This window comes from Citrobacter braakii (assembly GCF_009648935.1).
Lineage (GTDB): Bacteria > Pseudomonadota > Gammaproteobacteria > Enterobacterales > Enterobacteriaceae > Citrobacter > Citrobacter braakii.
In genome coordinates, this window is the sequence record NZ_CP045771.1 from 4,077,091 (window position 1) to 4,098,426 (window position 21,336).

General features: G+C 49.3%; 20 protein-coding genes, 1 tRNA gene, 1 pseudogene and 1 riboswitch. Of the genes and pseudogenes, 13 read left to right on the top strand and 9 right to left on the bottom strand.

The features are described from left to right. Positions 1-121: 121 nt before the first annotated feature. On the top strand, positions 122-808 hold the full coding sequence (locus tag GFC06_RS19300; RefSeq protein WP_103766119.1) for a Crp/Fnr family transcriptional regulator: 687 nt from the start codon (positions 122-124) through the stop codon (positions 806-808). Between the two features lie 47 nt (positions 809-855). On the opposite strand, the gene GFC06_RS19305 is transcribed toward GFC06_RS19300, so the two are convergent. The 5 genes and pseudogenes from GFC06_RS19305 to GFC06_RS19325 all read right to left on the bottom strand — a co-directional run bounded on the left by GFC06_RS19305 (position 856) and on the right by GFC06_RS19325 (position 4,937). Then, positions 856-1,692 carry an outer membrane protein OmpK gene (locus GFC06_RS19305; protein WP_016152568.1) on the bottom strand — a complete coding sequence of 279 codons (837 nt, stop codon included), beginning with the start codon at positions 1,690-1,692 and terminating at the stop codon, positions 856-858. Between the two features lie 95 nt (positions 1,693-1,787). Next, on the bottom strand, positions 1,788-2,942 hold the full coding sequence (tsgA, locus tag GFC06_RS19310; RefSeq protein ID WP_153690538.1) for an MFS transporter TsgA: 1,155 nt from the start codon (positions 2,940-2,942) through the stop codon (positions 1,788-1,790). A gap of 38 nt (positions 2,943-2,980) precedes the next feature. Next, the gene (gene deoD, locus GFC06_RS19315; RefSeq protein ID WP_153690539.1) at positions 2,981-3,688 is read right to left on the bottom strand and encodes a purine-nucleoside phosphorylase; all 708 of its coding nucleotides are present in this window, start codon (positions 3,686-3,688) and stop codon (positions 2,981-2,983) included. A gap of 184 nt (positions 3,689-3,872) precedes the next feature. Further along, positions 3,873-3,980: pseudogene (locus GFC06_RS23455) on the bottom strand (YcgJ family protein); the annotation flags it as partial. Positions 3,981-4,127: 147 nt separating this feature from the next. Continuing rightward, entirely contained in the window at positions 4,128-4,937 is an 810-nt protein-coding gene (locus GFC06_RS19325; protein WP_047501112.1) for a CatB-related O-acetyltransferase, read from the bottom strand. A gap of 551 nt (positions 4,938-5,488) precedes the next feature. Between GFC06_RS19325 and GFC06_RS19330 the strand changes: the two genes are divergently transcribed. From GFC06_RS19330 to GFC06_RS19365, 8 genes are all read left to right on the top strand, one after another. Next, the gene (locus GFC06_RS19330; protein WP_194831218.1) at positions 5,489-6,010 is read left to right on the top strand and encodes a GNAT family N-acetyltransferase; all 522 of its coding nucleotides are present in this window, start codon (positions 5,489-5,491) and stop codon (positions 6,008-6,010) included. 227 nt (positions 6,011-6,237) lie between these two features. Further along, positions 6,238-6,461, top strand: a riboswitch (cobalamin riboswitch). Between the two features lie 221 nt (positions 6,462-6,682). Continuing rightward, a complete protein-coding gene (locus tag GFC06_RS19335) occupies positions 6,683-7,738 on the top strand; it encodes an ABC transporter substrate-binding protein (RefSeq protein WP_016152563.1) in 1,056 nt (351 codons plus the stop codon). A gap of 66 nt (positions 7,739-7,804) precedes the next feature. Continuing rightward, on the top strand, positions 7,805-8,872 hold the full coding sequence (locus GFC06_RS19340) for a FecCD family ABC transporter permease (RefSeq protein ID WP_016156150.1): 1,068 nt from the start codon (positions 7,805-7,807) through the stop codon (positions 8,870-8,872). Continuing rightward, positions 8,869-9,684: an ABC transporter ATP-binding protein gene (locus GFC06_RS19345; RefSeq protein WP_153690541.1), complete on the top strand. Its 816-nt coding sequence runs from the start codon at positions 8,869-8,871 to the stop codon at positions 9,682-9,684. Before GFC06_RS19340 ends, GFC06_RS19345 begins: the two co-directional genes overlap by 4 nt. A gap of 10 nt (positions 9,685-9,694) precedes the next feature. Beyond that, positions 9,695-10,135 carry a pseudoazurin gene (locus tag GFC06_RS19350; protein ID WP_153690542.1) on the top strand — a complete coding sequence of 147 codons (441 nt, stop codon included), beginning with the start codon at positions 9,695-9,697 and terminating at the stop codon, positions 10,133-10,135. Between the two features lie 27 nt (positions 10,136-10,162). Next, entirely contained in the window at positions 10,163-10,714 is a 552-nt protein-coding gene (gene petA / locus GFC06_RS19355; protein ID WP_153690543.1) for a ubiquinol-cytochrome c reductase iron-sulfur subunit, read from the top strand. Position 10,715: 1 nt separating this feature from the next. Further along, the gene (locus GFC06_RS19360; protein WP_153690544.1) at positions 10,716-11,876 is read left to right on the top strand and encodes a cytochrome b; all 1,161 of its coding nucleotides are present in this window, start codon (positions 10,716-10,718) and stop codon (positions 11,874-11,876) included. Positions 11,877-11,878: 2 nt separating this feature from the next. Then, a complete protein-coding gene (locus tag GFC06_RS19365) occupies positions 11,879-12,682 on the top strand; it encodes a cytochrome c1 (RefSeq protein ID WP_049283232.1) in 804 nt (267 codons plus the stop codon). 156 nt (positions 12,683-12,838) lie between these two features. Here GFC06_RS19365 and GFC06_RS19370 read toward each other — a convergent pair. Both GFC06_RS19370 and GFC06_RS19375 read right to left on the bottom strand, forming a co-directional pair. After that, positions 12,839-12,926: transfer RNA gene (locus tag GFC06_RS19370), tRNA-Ser, on the bottom strand. A 142-nt stretch (positions 12,927-13,068) separates the two neighbouring features. Further along, positions 13,069-14,697, bottom strand: coding sequence for an ABC transporter substrate-binding protein (locus GFC06_RS19375; protein ID WP_109018055.1), 1,629 nt, complete (start codon positions 14,695-14,697; stop codon positions 13,069-13,071). Positions 14,698-14,967: 270 nt separating this feature from the next. Between GFC06_RS19375 and yccA the strand changes: the two genes are divergently transcribed. Continuing rightward, entirely contained in the window at positions 14,968-15,627 is a 660-nt protein-coding gene (gene yccA, locus GFC06_RS19380) for an FtsH protease modulator YccA (RefSeq protein ID WP_016152501.1), read from the top strand. 56 nt (positions 15,628-15,683) lie between these two features. On the opposite strand, the gene GFC06_RS19385 is transcribed toward yccA, so the two are convergent. Both GFC06_RS19385 and GFC06_RS19390 read right to left on the bottom strand, forming a co-directional pair. Beyond that, complete coding sequence (locus tag GFC06_RS19385) at positions 15,684-16,160, bottom strand: hypothetical protein (protein WP_016152500.1); 477 nt, start codon at positions 16,158-16,160, stop codon at positions 15,684-15,686. Beyond that, on the bottom strand, positions 16,157-16,912 hold the full coding sequence (locus tag GFC06_RS19390; RefSeq protein WP_153690545.1) for a winged helix-turn-helix domain-containing protein: 756 nt from the start codon (positions 16,910-16,912) through the stop codon (positions 16,157-16,159). The genes GFC06_RS19385 and GFC06_RS19390 overlap by 4 nt, the downstream gene beginning before the upstream one ends. Positions 16,913-17,220: 308 nt before the next feature. Between GFC06_RS19390 and GFC06_RS19395 the strand changes: the two genes are divergently transcribed. The 3 genes from GFC06_RS19395 (at position 17,221) to GFC06_RS19405 (ending at position 21,335) form a co-directional block, all read left to right on the top strand. After that, positions 17,221-17,964: a fimbrial protein gene (locus GFC06_RS19395; protein ID WP_047359363.1), complete on the top strand. Its 744-nt coding sequence runs from the start codon at positions 17,221-17,223 to the stop codon at positions 17,962-17,964. Between the two features lie 74 nt (positions 17,965-18,038). Beyond that, a complete protein-coding gene (locus GFC06_RS19400) occupies positions 18,039-18,545 on the top strand; it encodes a CS1 type fimbrial major subunit (RefSeq protein WP_141875048.1) in 507 nt (168 codons plus the stop codon). 72 nt (positions 18,546-18,617) lie between these two features. Then, positions 18,618-21,335, top strand: coding sequence for a TcfC E-set like domain-containing protein (locus GFC06_RS19405; RefSeq protein WP_153690546.1), 2,718 nt, complete (start codon positions 18,618-18,620; stop codon positions 21,333-21,335). The last annotated feature ends 1 nt before the right edge of the window (position 21,336 follow it).

Consider the following 21,336-nt stretch of genomic DNA (forward strand, 5'->3'; position numbering starts at 1 on the left):
TGTGTCAAGGCCAGCATGATGCTGGCCCTTTTATTATCCGCAACCCGCTCTTAATGACATTGCGCAGCAGATGGCATACAGTCAGCGATAAGAATTATCTCAAACAATAAGACGTTGAGCCATGCAGCTTAAACCCCTCACAAAAGGTCGTTTTCACAATATCTGGCAGCAGGATGATGCCTTAATTGAGAAGATATTCCAGGAGTTGCTCTCAGAAACACAGATTATCCAGGAAGATGACTATCTTTACCGCCAGGGACAGGTAGTCGATCGACTGATCATGGTGCAGTCAGGAAGAATTTCTCTGCGTTATAGCGCGGAGAATGGTCGCCGTTTCCAACTGGGTGCAATGGAATGTGATGAGCAACTGTTTGGCGAAATGGAATTTTTTACCGGGTATCGTTGCCAGCTTGATATCGTAGCCGAAGAACCGCTGACCGTGGCGGTATGCAACTGTGACCGTCTGGAGGAAGCGCTGAACCAGCACCCCAGACTGGCGATATTTTTCGCCAGCGCAATGGCCGTTGATTATCAGGATATGCTGGAAATCTTCCTGCACCGGATGCTCTACCCTATCGTACATAACGTGGCGTATGACCTGTATCGCCAGCATCAGGACAAGCAGCCAATGGATGGTTTTCATAAAAAATACCAGGAAGCTGAGCGATTCGGCACCACCGACCGGGTCTATCGGCGGGCGGTGAAAGCGCTGACGGATGCCGGGCTGGTAACGCGCACGAAGCAAGGACTGGAGATTAAGGATCTGGATGGGCTGCGTAAATTTCTCGGCAATGACATCACTGACTGACACACCAACCCTGACAAACGGAGCATTGGTGTGTCATTTCAGCGCAATCAGAACTTATAGGTGAGGTTGAAATAGTGACCCAGCCCGGTGGTACGCCCTGCTCCACCGTGGTTTTCCATCAATGCCATGTTGCGGAAATATTTTAAGCCATAACCTACCGCATAATGCTCTGAATGCCAGTAGATGCCGTTATACCATTCAATCGCGTTATTGCTATATAACGGCTGGTTAGCAATCTTGTTCGCGGCGAACTGGTAGTCAAAGTAACCCTGATAGTTCAAATAACTGCCGTTGGCGAACGTATAGAACGGCGTCGACCAGTTGGTCGAGAACATGTAACCATCCCACTTGCCTTCGTTATCTGCACCGTAATTTTCACGTACATAGTGCGCATAAATGTTCATTCCCACCAGACCAAACCACGGCACTTTAACATCCGTGCCGAGACCAACGTAATGCTCAAATAATTCCCGGTCACCAATGTTATTTACCGTTGCGATATAGAATTCGTTAAATGGCCCAACAGATAAATCTTTATTAAAAATGGCGTCGAGGGAAAAACGTGGAGATATCTTGGCAAAGAAGTTATCCCCCCCGTGACGATCGTCCTGCTCGCGATCCAAAATATCAAAGAAATCCACATAACCATACAGATCGATAATCCCGGATCGTGCGCCAAACTCCAGCTCAAGATAGGTGTCATTACGAATACCATAAGGCACTTTCGCATCCACACTTTGCATTAAGTTCATCTGCATCCAGTTAAAATCATTTTTGCGGATGTTGCCATCGGCATAATCAGCCGCAAGCGCTTGCGTACAGCACATCGCAATTACCGCACCCAGAACTGTTTTTTTCATCATTGATTTATTTTTCTTCAGCATTTTCAATTCCTTTGAGCAAGGTTGAGTGTCGTCCCACCAGATAAATGGCGTGACGGCGGGCTATCTAATTAAAGAGGTAAGCGTTATTACTGTGTTTAATTACGTTTGAGTTTTAATGTACCCATCAACATAATAAAGATAATTAAATACAACACCGGTATTGCGTACATAATTTTCTGCAATCCCATAGTTTTTTCCATTAGCGCACTGATCGCCGGACTAAACATGGCGCCAGCACTACCGCTAATTAAAATATAAGAAACGTTCTGGCTACTCGCGCGCTTCACGAAAGAAACCCCGTAGGCAATAAAGGAGTTATACAGCGCTGCGCAGACAAACCCGTAACTATAGGCCAGATAATCAAGCCCGGAGATATTTTCCTTCGTGACAATGATGGTGGTAATAACGCAAGCTAACAAAATAATGCTAAGCAAGAAATAATGTATCTTTACGCGGGAAACAATAACGGTTGAGACTAACGCGCCGACCAGCGCAGCACCCCAGTATTGCGTAATAATATTACCTGCTTCTTCGAAGGGAATACCAAATTTGTTCTTCACAAATAATGGTGCCCAGGTCAGGAAGGTATACAGCGCCAACATACCTAAGAACAGGCCAATGCCTCCGCTGATAATCCCTGGATTCCACTCGGATTTCACCGGGTCTGCGCTATCCGCTGCAGGAGCCGTTTCACAGGCGGTAAAGCGGGTGAGAGTCACAACGCCCAGCGTGAGTAAGGCCACTATGCCTACGCTCAGATAGCTGTAACTCCACGACATATTGTGCGTCAGGGCGAAGGTGGTAATCAGCGGGAAAACTACGCCCGCGACGTTAAAGGTGGCGTCCTGCACCACCAGCATCGTACTTTGAATGCGATCCTGCCAAACCGAAACCACGATCGTTCCGGCCACGCACAGACCAATCCCGCCGCAGAAACCCACCAGGGTCATGGCGACCATCACCGGCCATAAGCCAGGGCTTAAGTGCATTGCCAGAGCGCAGAGGAACACTATCGAATAGATAATGAGCGTCATACGCTTAACGCCGATTTTCTCAATCAGGAAAAAGGCGGCAATGGTCCCAGCTAACGCCCCACCGTTAAGCAACGAAAATATCGAGGCGACGGTATTCACATCGGCACTGTAGCGTACTGCAATCGGTTCAATCAGCATGCCAAACTGACTGGCAAATCCTGCCATAATAAAATTTGCCAGAAAACTAATCAGCGTAAGTGCTATTTTATTCTTCATATAATGCCATCTCTGATTGGTTCATTTAAATGCTGATGCTAAGCCGTAACAGCTGTATTTAGCGCCAGCTCTATCATATTTTTAAAGGTTAACTGCCGTTCTTCCGCCGTTGTTTCTTCTCCTGTCAGGCAATGATCGGATACGGTTAATATAGCCAACGCTTCAATATTAAACTGATGCGCTAAAGCGTATAACCCTGCCACTTCCATATCCACACCCAGCACACCAAACTTTTCCAGTGCAGGTATTAAATTTTCGTCAGGATCGTAATAAAGATCGCCACTGAAGACATTGCCGACTTTAACGTCAATACCGGCCTTCTGCGCCAATGCCCACGCCTGCTGCAATAATGGAAAATGGGCAGATGTCGCCATCGTGTAGCCCGCGCTACGTTTTAAATTTGTGATGGAATCCGTTCCGGCGGCGATGGCAAGAATAATATCTCGCATTTTGACATGATGTTGTGTTGCCCCCAGACTGCCGACACGAATAATTCTCTGTACACCGAAATCATGTACCAGTTCATGAGCATAAAGCGTCATTGACGGTATACCCATGCCATGTCCCATCACCGAAACAGGTTGCCCAAAATAAAGACCGGTATAGCCCAGCATATTGCGTACATTGGTGACTTCGCGGTAATCCATTAGATAATTTTCGGCAATAAACTTAGCGCGAAGCGGATCGCCCGGCATAATAACGGTTGGCGCAAAATCACCCGCTTTAGCATTAATATGTGCAGTCATAACAATTCCTGAATTATGGGTATTGAAGATATGCAGGGATTGTAACCAGCGGTTTGCAGAGGATTGAGGACAAAAGTCCTGCTCAGAGGATCGGCCTCTCATTTCTGAGAGTTAGTGTTGCGGGCAGATGGAAAAGCAGAAAACGGCGTCCCCGCCGCGCAGGCAGGGAAAGCGCGCAGGACTATCAGGATTTATCGTTCTGTCTGAACAATAGAGCGGTGTAACGAGTATTCACTTTCCCGCTACGCTTACCATCTGGCCCGAAATAGCGATCGTTTCTACACAGACGCTCGGTGCCGGGCTGGTTAGTCCGGTCGTTGCTGCATATGCTGACAATGGCAAGACGCTCATCGCTAGCGAGATGCTAACTTTTATCATCGTGTTGTCCTTATCTCATTTTGCTTGCGCCGGATAATAGTCCCAACAATGACATATTTAACTAAAGAGTTGTAAATATTTCGGTAAGATTAAATTTTTTATATGCTTTTTCTTTTATAGTGCCATTCGATATCAACGTGCTCATTTCAGTGACAAAATTTATAATATCATCACACTTGCTGTTATCGGGTAAATCGGTGTAATTATAGTTCCACCATTTTATTTTTAACAACTGTTCAATAATATCTGACTCAAATCTGTATTTGATAATTTTCGCAGGAACCCCTGCGACAATAGCATATGGAGGCACATCTTTAGTAACAACGGAATTTGCTGCAACAACAGCACCATCACCAATTGAAATACCACCTTTTAAAACGACATCATTGCCAATCCAGACATCATTACCAATCGTTGTATTTTTAGGCTTTGTAATAAATGGTTTCAATACCCAGTTTTGTCCGAACTCGTTGGCAGCATATTTATCAAACTCGCCATTATAAGTAAGCATATGAGTTGTAAAACGATTCATAGGATGGTTCCCTCCCATGATTTTTACGTTTGATGCAATACTACAAAATCTTCCGATATTTACATTACCCGGAAAATAACAGGTTGGAAATGAAAACGCACCAACGCTAGAAAAACTTTTTACTGGCATTGTGGAATATTGTTCAGCAATAACATCAGCTTCAATTCTAATTTTGTCACCTTTCGAGAACAGTAACAAATTTCTTTCTTTATAAACTTTCTTACCTCTATGATTCAAAAAGATATCGTTATCCATGCAAAATTCATAGTGCTTCCGAGTCCATCTAAAAACAAAAACTTCATTTGTGTCTTCTGAAAAATTATAGAGTCTGATTTTCATACTGTTATTATCTGCTTTTATTTGAAAATGTACGATTAGATTAAAGATACTCTAAACCCTAACCTTAATCAACTATTACAGCATGAAATAATCCATATTGTAAATCACCTTGTTGTGACATTTACTCTTACCACTCATAATTTAGTTTCTATAATATTCTGCTTAGAGAATGAATACAGACATGTTTTGAGACGTCGTTTTCAAAAACAAAATGTCAGATGCTTTTCTATAAGGGCACTTCAGGTAATGAAGAAAAAATGCAGCCCCAGTTGCAAATGCCTGGCAGCCCAATAAGATGCAATTCTTTTTTCTGTCCCAAGAAGACGCTGAAATCCTTAGTTCTCGCGACAGCCTGACCTTCTGCGCGAAGAATTTTGTTAAGTGTTTCTGCTTGATTGCACTCTGTGGAGACCGCCCAAACACCCATTTATAACCCGTAATGAGAATAGCTCCGTATGCAATTGCGAGTCTGTCTCCTACTGCTCAATATTGTTTTTAAAGTGGTCTTATTGTTATTATCATTTTCCGTTCTAAATTTGAGTTATGCTGCCATGATCCCATTTAGGTTTAGTGAGATGACTCCCGCCGATATTCCTGCTGTTCAGTCGTTTCTTGTTGAGCATCTTAATTTATTCTTCAATGCCGGTAGAGCCATGCCTTCTGCCGAAGAAGATCTCTTTGATCTCGAACAACAGTATATCTTGCAGGAAAGGAATTCATTACTTTGCGCGTGGAGTGAAAACCAGGAATTAATCGCTACACTGGCGGTATGTCAATATGATGATCGTATTACTGAACTACGTGGTCGCTATAACTTGTCTGAAACGGCGGAAATTTGTCGTTGCTACGTGGATGAGCGCTACCGCAGACAGGGGATCGGAAGTCAGTTGTTTGCTTTAGCTGAGGTATTCTGTCAGAAACATCAATATAAGACTTTGTATCTCCACACACATCATTTTTTACCCGGAGGGTATTATTTCTGGTTGCGTAACAATTTTAATGTGATTATGGATATGCAGGATGAGTGGCAATTGGTACATATGGAGAGTACACAAAAAAGTGTCAAGCGCTGATATGCGGAACTTTTGATGGTGATCAATATGTTTCATACACAGAAATTTCAGCATGCGTGTAATTTGATCAATATCAACCAATTCTCATTTAGCTTCCTGTTGCTATTTTCATTTACAACATCGCAGTAACCAACAAAATCATAACTCACTGTATTAAATGGGTATTTTTCCCCACACCACTGCCTTTCATCTCTTGCCCTCTATGGTTGACCTTGTTAACAATTGCCGCTAGAGTCGCTTTCGACAGCATTTCATTACATTTTTGTATATGAATAGGAATATGGTGAGAATTATTCAATTCAATTCCATAACTGCCCCCGCAACTGTAGGCGGATGCAGAATATCCCTGTGTGGCTCATAAACCACAGGTCACTGTAAAGTTCATCTTTATGGGAAGGCCGATATTCTGATTACCGTGAGTCAGGAGACCTGCTGTCAAAGGTATATGCCATTGAGTGGACGGGATGGTCCATGGGATGAATTATTTGACGCAAGCGGTAGTGTATTTATGAATAAGATTTTGGCTGAGTAAAGCTTATTTGCATTTTTTGCATATCTTCATTCTTAAATTTCACGATTCAATGTCATCTATCTTCATGTCTCCTCCCGATATATGGAATGAAATAAGCCATGACCAGACCTTAAGATTCTGGCATCAACGGGACGATGATAATGCACGCTAATTCTACCTTTTACTTCTCTAAAAAAACGCTTCTGGCTATTTTTGGCACGACTGCTCTCCTGCTTACTTCCGGTTTTTCCGAGGCAGCAAAAACCGAATATCCTCTGACGATTAAAAACTGTGGCCGCGATATTACCTTCAATCAGGCACCAACGCGCGTGGCGACGGTGGGTCAGAACAGTACCGAGATTCTCTATTCACTGGGGCTGGCCGATCGCGTCGTGGGTACTTCGCTGTGGTTTGGCCCGGTACTGGAGGCTTATAAAACAGCAAACGAAAAAGTCGCCGTTATCGCGCAAAATATTCCAAGTTTTGAAGGGATCGTGGCGAAAAAACCGGATCTGATCGCCAGTCAGTTTGAGTGGCAAATCGGCCCTGCTGGCACGGTTGCCTCTTACGAACAGTTTAGTGAACTAAAAATTCCCGTTTACACCGCGCCAGCTGACTGTGCGAAAGATAACGAAGATGGTGGTGATGGTGTCCGTAAGGGCATGTTTGATATTGCCATGGTGTATCAGGAAGTCGCCGATCTGGCGAAAATCTTCGATGTTCAGGATAAAGGCGAGGCGCTGATTGCCAGCCTTAAAGCACGTGAAGCCGCAGCGAAAAACAAAATTACCGGAATGGATGAGAATGTTTCCGCCGTGTTCTGGTTCTCAAGCGCCGACCTCCAGCTTGACCCTTACGTTGCCGGGAAGTTTGGTCCGGCGGCATGGATCGCCCAAACGCTGGGAGTGAAGAATGTGATTGATTCTGCTGAAGAGTGGCCAACGGTGGGTTGGGAAACCATCGCAAAAGCGAATCCTTCACTCATTGTGCTCGGTGAGATGAGCCGTCGCCGTTTCCCGGCGGATGACTGGAAGGTCAAGATGGAATACCTCAAGTCCGATCCTGTCGCCAAACTGGTTCCTGCCGTCAAGGAAAACCATCTACCGGTCATTGACGTACAGACCATGAATGCCGGGATCAGAACTATTGATGGTGTGGAAAAACTGGCTGATGCCCTTGTTGAATATGGCTTAGCACATCCGCAGGCTGCTCATTAATCTACGTTTTGCGCTATATCCTCACACGGTATAGCGCATCTCCGTTACTCAGGAACGCAGATAATCATGAGTGATTCACGCAGGATGCGTCGCGCTGTTGGTCAGCTTGCGGTGAGAGTCAGTGGGCATGCCGTTTGGGTCAGTGCGCTAATGTGTGGCGTGCTGCTGGCGGGGATTTCCATCGGCGAAACGCTTATCCCCTGGCAGCATGTTCTCAGCACGCTGGCAAATCATCTTTTTGATACACACTATCCTGTCGATGCGCTGGATGCAGGGATCGTCTGGAACTACCGCCTGACCCGAGCGCTGGTCTCGGCCAGTTGCGGCGCGTGCCTGGCTGTTTCCGGCGTAGTGTTACAGTCGCTGCTACGCAATGCGCTCGCCGAACCCTATCTACTGGGGATTTCTGCCGGAGCGTCCACCGGGGCGGTGCTGATTGCTCTCACTGGACTTGGGGCTGGCATCATCAGTATGTCATTGGGCGCTTTCATTGGTGCGCTGACGGCATTTCTGTTCGTTGCGCTATTGGCGATGGCCGCTGGCGGTAGACAAGGTGGGGGTGTAACAACCCAAATCATCCTTGCCGGGATCGCCAGCTCCCAGCTTTTCAATGCGATTACATCGCTTATCATCACCCGCTCAGCAAACGCCGAGCAAGCACGCGGTATTATGTTCTGGCTGTTGGGCAATTTGAGCGGTGTACGCTGGCCCGATGTAGTCTTAGCCATTCCTACCGCTCTGGTCGGTATCGCGCTGTGCTTCTGTTATGCCCGCCATCTTGATGCTTTCTCCTTTGGCGCGGAGTCTGCGGCATCGCTGGGCATCCCGGTAAAACGTACCCGTGCAGTACTGATTGCCGCCGTCACCGGCATGACGGCGATTATGGTCTCCATTGTGGGTGCGATCGGCTTTGTCGGTCTGGTGATCCCTCATGCTGCTCGTCTGCTGGTCGGCAACCAGCATCATCGACTGCTGCCGGTTAGTGCGCTTACCGGAGCTATTTTCCTCATTATCGCTGATGTTATTTCCCGCACGTTACTACCCGGTCAGGTACTCCCAATAGGCGTGATCACGGCTCTGGTTGGCGCTCCTGCGTTTTCAATCATTCTGATTAGAGGAAACCAGAACAAATGACGGTGAATCTCGTACAGCCACTCGTTACCTCTGCGCAAGTCGTTATTGAAGCCTGTAATTTGTACTGGAAGGTAAAAGGTAAGACGATTGTTGAAGATATTTCACTCAGCGTAACGCCCGGCGAGTTTGTCGGCATCATCGGTCCCAACGGCTCGGGCAAAACGTCACTGATTTCACTGCTGGCCGGTTTGCTGAAGCCAACTTCCGGGCGTATCACCCTGCAGCAAAAGGCGCTCCAGCATTATTCGCGCCGTCACCTTGCGCAGCGGGTGGCGCTGGTCGAACAACAGGCAGAAACCAGCGAGCGTCTTACCGCTTTACAAGCCGTTTCTCTGGGGCGGACGCCCTGGCTTAGCCTGCTCTCGCCCTGGTCCGCCAAAGATGACGATATCGTGCAAACTATGCTGGAGAAGGTCGATCTCCGTGAATTACAGCACCGATGCTGGCATACCTTTTCCGGGGGAGAAAAACAGCGCCTGCATATCGCCCGGGCGCTGGCGCAGCAGCCGCAGTTGTTACTGATGGATGAACCCACCAACCATCTCGACATTCAACATCAGATTGGCCTGCTTAGTCTGGTTAAACGTGAAAAGCTCACGGTCATTGCCGCTCTGCACGACCTCAATCATGCCGCGATGTTTTGCGATCGCATCATCGTCATGACATCCGGGCATATGGCGATGCAGGGGACTCCTTGCGCCGTGTTTACCCGTGAAAACCTCCATGCCTGGTTTGGTATCGACGCCATTGTTGAACATGAAACTGGCGCTGAAAACTGTTTTATCCGTTATCAAAGACCTGATGAATTTTAAGGAAGAATCGATGAAATATCTCAAACAGAGTCTGAAAGTTTTATGTTTACTCGCCCTCGCCTCTTCAACCTTCGCACAAACTCACGACGTTTTGATGAAAAATCGTGGGTCTGCGGGACCAATGGTCTATGAGCCGGATTATCTGGAGATCCAGCCCGGGGATACGGTGAAGTTTATCCGTAAACATAAGAGCCACAACGCGGCTTCAATCGCTGAATTGTCTCCGGCTAACTATCCCGGTTTTTTGGGAAAAATAGATGAAGAGATCGAAGTAACTTATGACAATGCCGGATTTTACGGCATCAAATGTACACCACATTACGCTCAGGGCATGGTGATGCTGATTAAGGTAGGAGATGCCCAGTTACCAGCAAGCTATCGGGCATTCAAAGCGCCGGGTATTGCTGATAAGCGCTTTCAGGAAATTTACGCGCGTATCGACAAACGTTAATCCGCGATACTCAGGGAGAAATTAGAGGTGACAGAGAATAAACTTGCAGATGGCGAAATCCAGGAACAGCGCCGGGAATGCCTGTGTAAACTGACAAAATTCGTCGGTGCGGCAGGCGTCGCTGCTGCCGTCTGGCCGCTGGTTTCGGCCCTCGGCCCGGATGAGAAGACTCTTGCGGAAAATGAACCGATTGATGTCTCTCTTGCGGGGGTTGCTGCTGGACAAACCGTCAGACGCGTATGGCAGGGAAAGCTGATTCTTATTCACCATCGCACCCAGGATGAGATTATTACTGCCAGAAGTGCCGACTGGCATACGCTTATCGACCCACAACCGGACAGCGAGAGGGTCTCTGCTACTCATCCTCAATGGCTGGTGGTTCAAGGGTATTGTCCACATGCCGGGTGCGTACCCAACGCCCGACCTGGAGGCGTGGGTTGGATCTGTCCGTGCCACGGCTCAGAGTTTGATACCTCCGGGCGCGTGACGCGCGGCCCCGCGACGGCCAACCTGGCAATCCCGGACTACGTTATTCATTCGGATGGTCAGGCCGTGCGTATCGGCACGAAGGAAGCCTGAAATGAGGAGTGAGCGCGTCTATTCGCTTCGCTGGCGTATCCCGTTTCCTCGCTCGATTGCCGGACTCTGGGTATTCGCAATCGGCGCCATCCTGCTGGTTATACTCGCCGTGCAGATCCTTACGGGTATCGTGCTGGCGATGTTTTACGTGCCGACGGCCGAGCTGGCATTTGACTCCATTATTCATATTATGCGTGCGGTTCGCCATGGAGAACTATTACGCAACATGCATGCTATTGGCGCGTCGCTCTTTTTCTTTGCCTGTTATCTGCATATTTTTCGTGGCATGTACTACAGCGTTTACCGCAAGCCCTGGACGACAATGTGGATGATTAGCGTTACGCTGTATATCCTGCTGATGATGACCGCATTTCTTGGTTATAGCCTTATCTGGGGGCAAAAAAGCTACTGGGCGGCTACGGTAATTACCCGCTTTGCCCAGGCCATTCCGCTGGTGGGCGATACCCTTTACGCATATTTAGTCGGCAGCCATACTCCGGGAACGCCGATGCTTGGCCGCTTTTTTGTTCTCCACTTTATTCTTCCCTTTGTGATTGTCGGCGCAACGGTTTTTCATATTCGCACCGTACAGTCGGCGTTTGCGCAGGCGATGAAAAAGAGGTTTAGCGAGAAAGAGTCCAGGAGCCTGCTGTTCGATTACAAAATTACCGATCTTGATGCCATCAAAATCATCCTTTTTTTGATGATCTTCGCCTGGTTCTTATTCTTCGCGCCGCACTATCTGAGCAGCGCCGATAACTTTATTCCTGCGGATCCAACAGTTACACCCGCGATTGTTGCGCCGGAATGGTATTTTCTCCCCTTCTTCTCCATCTTGCGTTGCTTCCCAAATGAATTCGTTGGCTTATCCGCAATGTGCAGCTCGGTACTGATTTTCTATTTCCTTCCCTGGCTTGATACTTCCCGGGCTCGTTTTCGCCATTACAGCAAACTGGTTAAATGCGGATTCTGGCTGTGGGTCATTAATGCCTGCTTTTTAGGCTGGTTAGGGTCGAAAGCGCTGGTTGGCCCCGATCTTATTGACGGTTTCCGTAACGAAGAGGGCTGGATCCGTGCCGCATCGCAGCTTTCGACTCTGGTTTGGTTTGCCTGGTTTTTAATCGTATTACCTTGCCGTCGTTTTCTGGAAAAGCAGGATTGATGATGAAACAACTATTGAAAATCAGCATTCTGTCCTTTTCTCTGTTGGGACTGGGTTCCTCATATGCGCAGGAAGCCACGCCTGAACGGCAGGAATGGAGCTTCAGCGGCATCAATGGCCAGTATGATAAAGCGCAGCTTCGACGTGGCCTGCAGGTTTATGAAGAGAAGTGTCGCGCCTGTCACGGCATAAAGCACCTTAGCTTTCGGTCGTTGACCAGGCCCGGCGGTCCGGAACTCACGGATGAAGAAGCAAGAAGTATCGCCAGCGGCTATCAGTTTCCTGAGATTCAGGATGACGGCCAGATTGGCGAGCGAGACGGGACGCTAAATGACAGCTTCATCTCGCCGTATCTAAACGAGCAGGAAGCACGATACCTTAACAATGGCGCTTCTCCCGTTGATCTGAGCTATATCGTACGTGCCCGCTCATACGATCGCGGATTCCCGCAATTTCTGTTGGATGCTTTTCTGCCCTACACGGACCAGGGAGCAGATTACGTCTACGCGCTGCTAACCGGTTATCAACCTGCCGATCCCGAACTGAAGGCTAATCGCTATTTTCCCGGTGGCGTGATTAACATGCCGAAACCGCTGACCAGCGGAGAGATTCAATGGCGCCCGGCGTCGCTACAAGCTGAAACGGAGGAGCAATATGCAAGGGATGTTACCGCCTTTCTGGCATGGGCGGCCGATCCAACGCTCGCAGAACGAAGACAGCAGGGATATTACGTTATGGGTTACCTGACCTTTATGCTGGGGCTGCTATGGATATTACGACGAATGAAAAGGCGTTCGCTCATGTAGGCCTTGCCAGATATGAAGATGATTCAGTTCGTCAGCTTTCCGCCGGACAGCAGCGCTGAGTTGCCCTTGCGCGACTAAGGCTGGTGAAAGATGGCATGACATAAACTGCACAAAACGAAAAAACCCCGAGCTATTAAATAGCTCGGGGTTTATGTTTGGCGGAAGCGTAGAGATTCGAACTCTAGAACCCTTTCGGGTCGCCGGTTTTCAAGACCGGTGCCTTCAACCGCTCGGCCACGCTTCCAATGAGGCGCACTATAAACATCCCGAACGGACCTGTAAAGCACCAATGCGTTCGTTTGCCTGAAAAACAGCCAAAATATTGTTAATCGACTGAAATAACAACAGATTGACCGTTTATTCAGCACAAATACTGGCTACAGCGCTTAATGTTTTTTGATGAACATATCTTTGGTGTAGTAATTTCCCCGGTTATCTGGCGCAAATCCTCCCACCCACGGCTTCACAAGATGCGTGCGGACATAGTGGTAAACCGGAATCGCTGGTACATCCTCTCCTAAAAGGTCTTCAGCCTGCTGGTAGTATTTGCCTCGCTCCTCCAGCGAAGTTGCTTTCGCCGCCTTGCGCATCGCGTCATCAAAAGCGGGATTGCTGTACCTGGTGGTATTCTCGCTATCGCCGGTACGGAAAATATTGAGGAAACTTGAGGCATCATCATAATCGGCGATCCATGCGTAGCGCACGACGTCAAAATTACCGGTGTGCATGGTATCCAGCATGGTTTTCCATTCCTGATTTTGCAGCTTCGCCTCTACGCCGAGGTTTTTCTTCCACATTGACGATGCGGCAATGGCAATACGCTGGTGCGTTTCGAAAGTGTTATAGAGCAGATTTAGGCTAAGCGGATGCTCAGGTCCAAAACCGGCTTCAGCCAGCAGTTTCTTAGCTTCGGCAATGCGTTTTTCGAGCGGCCACGCCGCATATTCCGGCGCATGCAGTTGCACTCCCCCTATTTCCGGCTGGCTGATAACCCACGCCGCGCGTTGTCCCTGCCCCATCACCTTTTGTGCGATGATGTCTTTATCTAACGCCATATTCAGCGCCCGGCGCACGCGCGGGTCATTAAACGGTGCTCGCGTCGTATTGAACTGATAGTAATAGGTTGAAAGCTGAGGTGAGACATGGAGTTCATCGCCCATCGTCTTTTTCAACTGCGCAAACTGATTGACCGGGACGCTATACACAATGTCGATTTCGCCGGCCTTATAGCGGTTAACGTCTGCGGACTCTGAACTGATGGGCAAATAAGTGACCTTATCAATGACGGTGTGCCGATCGTCCCAATAATGCGGGTTACGCACGGCAACGATGCGCTCATTGACTACCCACTGCGATAACTTGTACGCCCCGCTGCAGACAAAATGTTCTGGCCGGGTCCACTTATCACCAAAGCGGCCGATCAGCACTTTATCCAGCGGAACCAGTGACGGGTGCGCCAGCATCGCCAGAAACGCCGCCGTTGGCTGCGTCAGGGTAATTTCCAGCGTGCTATCATCCAGGGCTTTGACCCCGATATCGGCAGGATCTTTTTTCCCTTGGGCAATATCGAGGGCGTTTGCTACGTGCATATTGCCCAGATACGAGGAATAAGGTGAAGCTGTTTGCGGTGAGACCAGACGCTGCCAGCTCCAGACGACATCCTGTGCGGTAATGGCAGACCCATCTGACCAGGTTATGCCCGGACGTAAATGAAAGGTCCAGACGGTGTTGTCTTTGTTCTCCCAGGACGCGGCCAGCCGGGGTTCGATAGACCCATCCGACTTAACCGCCACCAGTCCGTCGAACATATCGCTGATTAAATTAAACTCAACGTTGCTTTCGACTTTATGCGGATCCAGCGACGCTGGCTCACTGCCATTGTTTCTGACCAGTTCCTGTTTTTCTGCAAGAATTGTTCCTGCGGGAACATTTGCCGCCATCGCCGCGCCGTTGATAGACATCAAACAGACAGTCAACAGCGTAAACGTCAATATCTTCGATTTATGTTGAATCATTCCCTTTACCTTATTGCTCTGTTTTATGTAGACACCGCTGTCACTGTCAGAGAGAAACAGGAATAACGCAATATTTTTCAGTTACCTGGCAGATATCTAACAGGCATTTTTACACATATAGTGCTAACATCTGATTCGGGAGCTTTTGTTGAAATAATATGCTTAAGCCTGGCGGGTTAAAATGCGTAAAGATGGGTAAAACCGCTGTGTCATTCCCCTTGATTTCATTATCCTCCATCATTAATTACATCTGTCATAAGAGAGTGACTCATGGATCGTATTATTAGTTCTTCACGCGATCGTACATCGCTACTCAGCACGCATAAGGTGCTGCGCAATACCTATTTCCTGCTCAGCCTGACGCTGGCGTTTTCGGCGCTCACTGCGACTGCCAGTACCGTACTGATGTTGCCCTCTCCGGGGCTTATCCTGACGCTGGTGGGTATGTATGGTCTGATGTTCCTGACCTATAAAACGGCGGATAAACCGGTTGGTATTCTGTCAGCTTTCGCTTTCACCGGCTTCCTGGGCTACATTCTGGGACCGATCCTGAACACATACCTGTCTGCGGGCATGGGTGATGTTATCGCCATGGCTTTGGGCGGTACGGCGCTGGTCTTCTTCAGTTGCTCAGCCTATGTGCTGACCACGCGGAAAGACATGTCCTTCCTCGGCGGTATGCTGATGGCAGGGATCGTGGTGGTGCTGATTGGTATGGTTGCGAATATTTTCCTGCAGTTGCCGGCTTTACATCTGGCGATCAGCGCGGTGTTTATTCTGATTTCTTCAGGCGCAATCCTGTTTGAAACCAGTAATATCATCCGTGGCGGTGAAACCAACTACATCCGTGCCACCGTCAGCCTGTACGTTTCGCTGTACAACATCTTCGTCAGCCTGCTGAGCATTTTGGGCTTCGCCAGCCGCGATTAATCAGCATCACTGATACGAAAAAAGAGAATGCCAATGGCATTCTCTTTTTTTATACCTTATTGACCCCGGCAGATATAGGTAGGATAGCGCCGGTCCTGAATAAGCCACACAGCAGGTGAAAGTTCAGAGATCGTCAGGTAGTAGCGTGAGGTCGGATAGGCGAAGCTCCCCCATTGGGCATTCGGCGTATTGTCACTGTGGCGAAGCCAGGTTTTGGTGTAGGTCAATACAATGACGTTGTCATCGTCCCGCTGCTCCCACGTAAAGTCTACATCCCTGTCAACGATAAAATTTTGCCCGCCAGCTCTTGCCGCACCTTTATAGGTGGTCAACCCTGTACCGTCCCGATGAAAATAGAACTGAGCAAGGGCATTTACCTTCACTTCACTTGCTTTCCCTTCATTGCGCGTAAAGTTAAATTCAGTGCTGCAGGCCAGCACATCGCTTTTTCCCGTCGCGCCGCAATAGTAAAACAGCGCCAGCGCGCCGCCGACCAGGGCTCCGCCCAGTCCAAAAAGAAGCCTTATTTTCATTTTCCAGCCCCGTTTTTATAGCGAATGGTCTTGCACAGACGTGTTTTATTGACCGGGCAGGCCCCGATAAACAGTTCATCAGCAGTTGCAAGCGAAAAACGGGCGCTGAAAAAATAAATAGCATACTCCTCGCGCTCGCAAGCCACGTCATTGGCCTCCAGTCGCTCAGCTAATTTTGATAGCACTAACGGCCGTCCATGATCTTCGATAACCCAGATACTACAACGCGCGATTTTTTCCTGGACCGGCTTTAATTTCGCCGGAACAGTTATCTCCTGCGGGCGGCTAACGTAAAAGATCGCTCCCAACGGCACGGCAATCAATGCCCCTATTCTGAACCACTTTTTCAGGGATACTCGCCGGGGCAGTACATCTGGTTGCGCTGAGGGGGGGTGCGGATCAACGGCTTGAATTTTCTCTCCAGGCTGAAAAATCACATCAGCATCAAAACGGAAACCATAGCGCGGGACAGTGACGATCAATTCGTGCCCCTCTCCCAGAGACTGGAAGCTTTTACGCAGTTCGCTTACCGCTTTATTGAGATTATTTCCTGATGGCGTAAAGCCAAATTCTTCCCACACGCGAGCGAGCAATTCCTCCCGGCTTAAGTCGCGTCCTCGGTGTTTAATAAATTCCTGTAAAAGACGAACGGCTGGCGCCGAAAGTGTTAATACAGACTCGGGTTGTCCAACAAGACTTATTGCATGTGCTTCAGGATCAAATAACAACGAATTATTGCATATAAAAAACATCTTTTATTCTCGGCTGTTACCGCATGCTTTTTATTCCCTGGTACGTCGATATGAAAACCGCCCCCTGACCTGCTTATTTTTTCATCAGAAGGAATTTTCCTCCCATCCTTGGCCGCGGTATTTTCGATTAACTATACAACCTTAAAGCCAGAAAAGCAGGATAAAAAACTGTATATAACGAGTTAACTAATACAAATTTTCACAAACCGCTGTTCTGGTTAAAGTTTCCCTGCCCTGAAGCGATACGAAAGCAGACGGTGTCCTGGTGTTAACGCGCCGCCTTTAAACTCAGAGCAGGCAGACTGATTGTGAAACAGAAAAAAAGAGTGAGCATGACAACCGCCTTTTATGTCGCCGCGCTGTCATTGCCATTTTTCTCAGAAATGACAATGGCCAATATGAGCGTGTATCCCATGGAACTAAATGTAGACAGATCCGGTGCGGCGCAAATAAAGGTGGCTTCAAAAACGGATGATATTCAGTTCATTCGGGTGAGGCAAAAGAAAATTCTTAATCCCGGAACGGCCCAGGAAAAAGAAATTGACGTCGCTTCGTGGAAAGAAGGTGGCGTGGTGGTTACGCCCGAGAAATTTGCTCTGGCTGCAGGCGCGATGCGCGTTGTTCGTCTGGTATCGCTTATACCGCCGAAAAAAGAGACCACCTGGCGTGTCTATTTTGAAGGGGTAAAACAACCTGACAGCATTATTCCGGGCAAGGCAGAAACCCCTGCAGCAATGGCGACATTAGGTGTCAATGTGATCTGGGGTGCACTGGTCCACATTGCTCCAGAAGAAAACGTAATTTCACTGTCGATTGACCCTCGCCGGGGAACGTTAAAAAACAACGGCACATTGCGTGTGCCGCTCAGAGAGATTGGTATTTGTGATGCTGTTTCATCGTGTAAATGGATAAAAGAAGACGCGACGATTTATCCGGACACTGAACGGAAATTAAAAACGCTCACTATGAAACAGGGTCAGAAATATAAGTTCCGCTACTTCAACTGGGTGAATAAAACCGCTGAAGAAGCTGATTTACCCGTCGTGCAATAACACGACGGCACAGTAAAAACCCACGTAGTTTGTTTAAAGAGCCAAGGTGCTCATTTGTAAATATGGAGATATCAATGCGTAACTATATTAAACCTCTGATGATTGTTGCCGCGATGGCCTCGTCCTTTAGCGCGCTGGCGATTCAAAAAGATATTACCGTCAACGCCAGCGTTGACTCACAGTTGGATATGACTCAGGCCGATAACACGCCACTGCCGGCCAGCATCGACATGCAGTACCTGCCTGGTCGTGGGCTGGAAAGCTACCGCCTGAACACCAAGGTGTGGTCTAACTCCGCCACCAGCAATGTCAAAGTGCGCCTCGTTAGCGCAGCTAAGCTCACCAATATGGATGGCAACGAGACTGTACCGATGACGGTGATTCTGGGTGATAAAACACTGTCTACCACCGATGCCGAATTTACCGGAACTGAACTGTTCCCAGGCAGCATTGAAAACGGTTCAGCGGTACTGCCACTGACCATTTCTCAGACCACCAAAGGCATTCTGAAAACCGGTCAGTACAGCGGCGTTGTCAGCCTGATGCTGACGCAGGCGACGACCACGGAAGGCGGTGCGTAACACCACAGTACATAAGGGATAACGTCAGAGGGTGCCCACCCTCTGACGTCAGGATGATGTCGAGGCTTGGTCATGGCGTTTCACAGAAATACTCTCCTCTTAGTTGCTTTATTACCCGCATCCATCCAACTCGCCTGCGCCGAGATGGCCGTCCCGGCAGGTTTCGAAGATCTGGCGAAAACGCAGCGCCTGTGGATAGAGGTTAACCTCTATGGCGAATCGCTTGGCCTTTTTGAAACGGATATCACACTTGAATCGGTCAGTTTTGTCGCACCCGAAACCGTGGTCGCGGCTATCAAACGTCAGTTTAATGACGCTCCTGCCCTCGTTGCCACCGTGTCTGCAGCTCTCGCCGTTCCACTTGCCCGTAACGGCAACCTGGCGTGCAGCAGCAATGGCTCCGTAACGGGATGTGATTACATTGATACCCATCGCGCGGCCATTATCTATGATGAGAATAACGCGCGCATTAGCCTGTTTTTGGACAAGAAATTTCTGCCTAAACAGACCACAGAAAACCAGTGGCATCAGCCTACGCAGGGCACTGAGAATGCGTTGATCCATCAACAGAATATCAATTTTGTTGCCGACAGGGATTACCAGTCAGCCACCGTTCAGGGCAATGGCGCGCTGGCCATGACGCAGGACGGCTACTTTAATCTCGACTGGACCTGGCTGGGGCAGCGTTCAAGGCACCAGCAGCAACAAGAAATAACTGTCAACAATGCCTGGTTTCGCCAGGATATCTGGCGTCAGTACTATATTCAGTTAGGCGAGATGGATACCCGCGATCTGTTCAGTAATGCTGGTGGGAATATCAACCTCAGCCAACTGCCGCTGGGCAAAATTCGCGGCCTGCGCACAGGCTCGACAAGGGCATGGATTAATCCGGTTCAGCAGTCAAAGGGTACCCCTATCACCGTGCTGCTTTCCCATGATGCGCGTATTGACGCCCGCCGGGGCAATCAGCTGCTGGCCAGTTTTTATCTCAATGCTGGGGCCCAGACTCTGGACACGCGATCGTTCCCCGACGGGAGCTATACCGTGACGCTGTCCGTCTATGAAAATAACCGGCTGACACGTACCGAGCAGATACCGTTTACCCGCACCGGTATTACGCCGTTTGACCGCGTCGAGTGGTTCCTGCAGGCAGGCGAAACCGACAATAACAATCAAAACGATGAACGTAGCGCGGTCGCTCAGGCGGGTGTCCGCCTGCCAGTCACTCCAACGCTGGCACTCACCAGTGGCGCAGCGATAAAGAAAAACCAACGTTTTCTGGAAAATGCACTCGACTGGAGTCGTGGTTTCAATGCGGGTCCGATCGATGGCGTACTCTCGACCCGGTTTAGCTACCTTTACGGCAGCGAAGGACAACGCGGCAATATTCAGCAAATCAGCTATAACGACGGCTTTTCACTGAGCTTCTATCGCAACGCGTTATCAGCGGAAAACTGCAATACCCGAAGCGCGGGATATGACGCCGTAAATGGCTGTTACCGAAGCCTGTCGGTGATGTTCTCCGTCCCTGTCGGCACCTGGTACGCCAGCCTGGGATATTCGGATAACCGCAACGAAGGACGGTACGTTTCTCGTCGGGAACTCCCGGACAGTGACGATCGCCACGATGCAGGCTTGCCCTGGGAGTCGGTTTATATGACCCGCTCACGCACGCGGGCCTGGCAGGGTGGCTTGAGTACGGCTTTCAGCACGCGTGGTCTGAACATCAACAGCAGCATTAACCTTTTCATGCGTAACGATGACTCACGCGAAGGCAGGGATAAAGGCGGCTACCTGAGCGTGAGCCTGTCAATGGCGCATAACCATCAGGGCAATGCGACAAGCTATACCTCTCTGGGCGCGACATGGCAGCACCAGCAGCATGAAAAAAACCAGTTGAGCTATAACGTGGCGCACAACTGGTATGCCGACGCACGTGGTGAAAATGAGTATGGACTGAGCGCATCAGGTATTAACAGCGATTCACTCAATACCTCTGCCTACACGCGCCAGGGCGGACGATATGGCAACGGGAGCCTGACAGTCAGCGATGCCTGGGATCGTCAGGATCGGCGCCATACCCTGAGCAGCAGCGGCAATTACAACTCCACGCTTGCGCTGTCGCGCTCTGGTCTGTGGCTGGGCCGCTGGAGCGACGGACGTCCTGCTTCAGCCATCGCGGTTAACGTTGCCACACCGGAAGATTCCCAGGATCCGAGCATTGCCGTGTCGCTGGATAACGGCGGCAGTGCAGACATTCCAGGCAATAGCCGCGCCCTCTTCGCCGTGCCGGGCTATCAGCAGACTACGTTGACGATTAACGAATCGCTGGATGTCTCGCGGGGTGCCAGCAGTGAAATCACACAAGGTTCAGGCAGCAGAACGTTGTTTATGGTGCCTGGCAAACTGCTCCGCCGGGACGTGCAAACCACGGCAAGCTACACCTGGCTCGGCCAGTTAACTGACGAGCGACATTCGCCGTTTATCGGCGGCGTGCCACTGAACGTTAACGGCTGGAGCGACCTTGGCAACGGCGGGTTTAGCGCTCAAAGCGACGCTCTGCTGCATAACCTCTACCTGGTGCGTCAGCAGCAGTTTTATCAGTGCGAGCTGAACGTAAAGAGTATGCGCGACGTCGTGCGTTACGTCGGGTCGATCCCTTGCCGGGAATTAACCTTCTCTGCCCTGCCGGATACTGTCCAGCAACAGGCACAGCTGATGCTCGCCGGACGATCGGTACCAACGGGTCCAACTGCCATGAATGCAGACAACGTCACAAAAGGGAAATGAT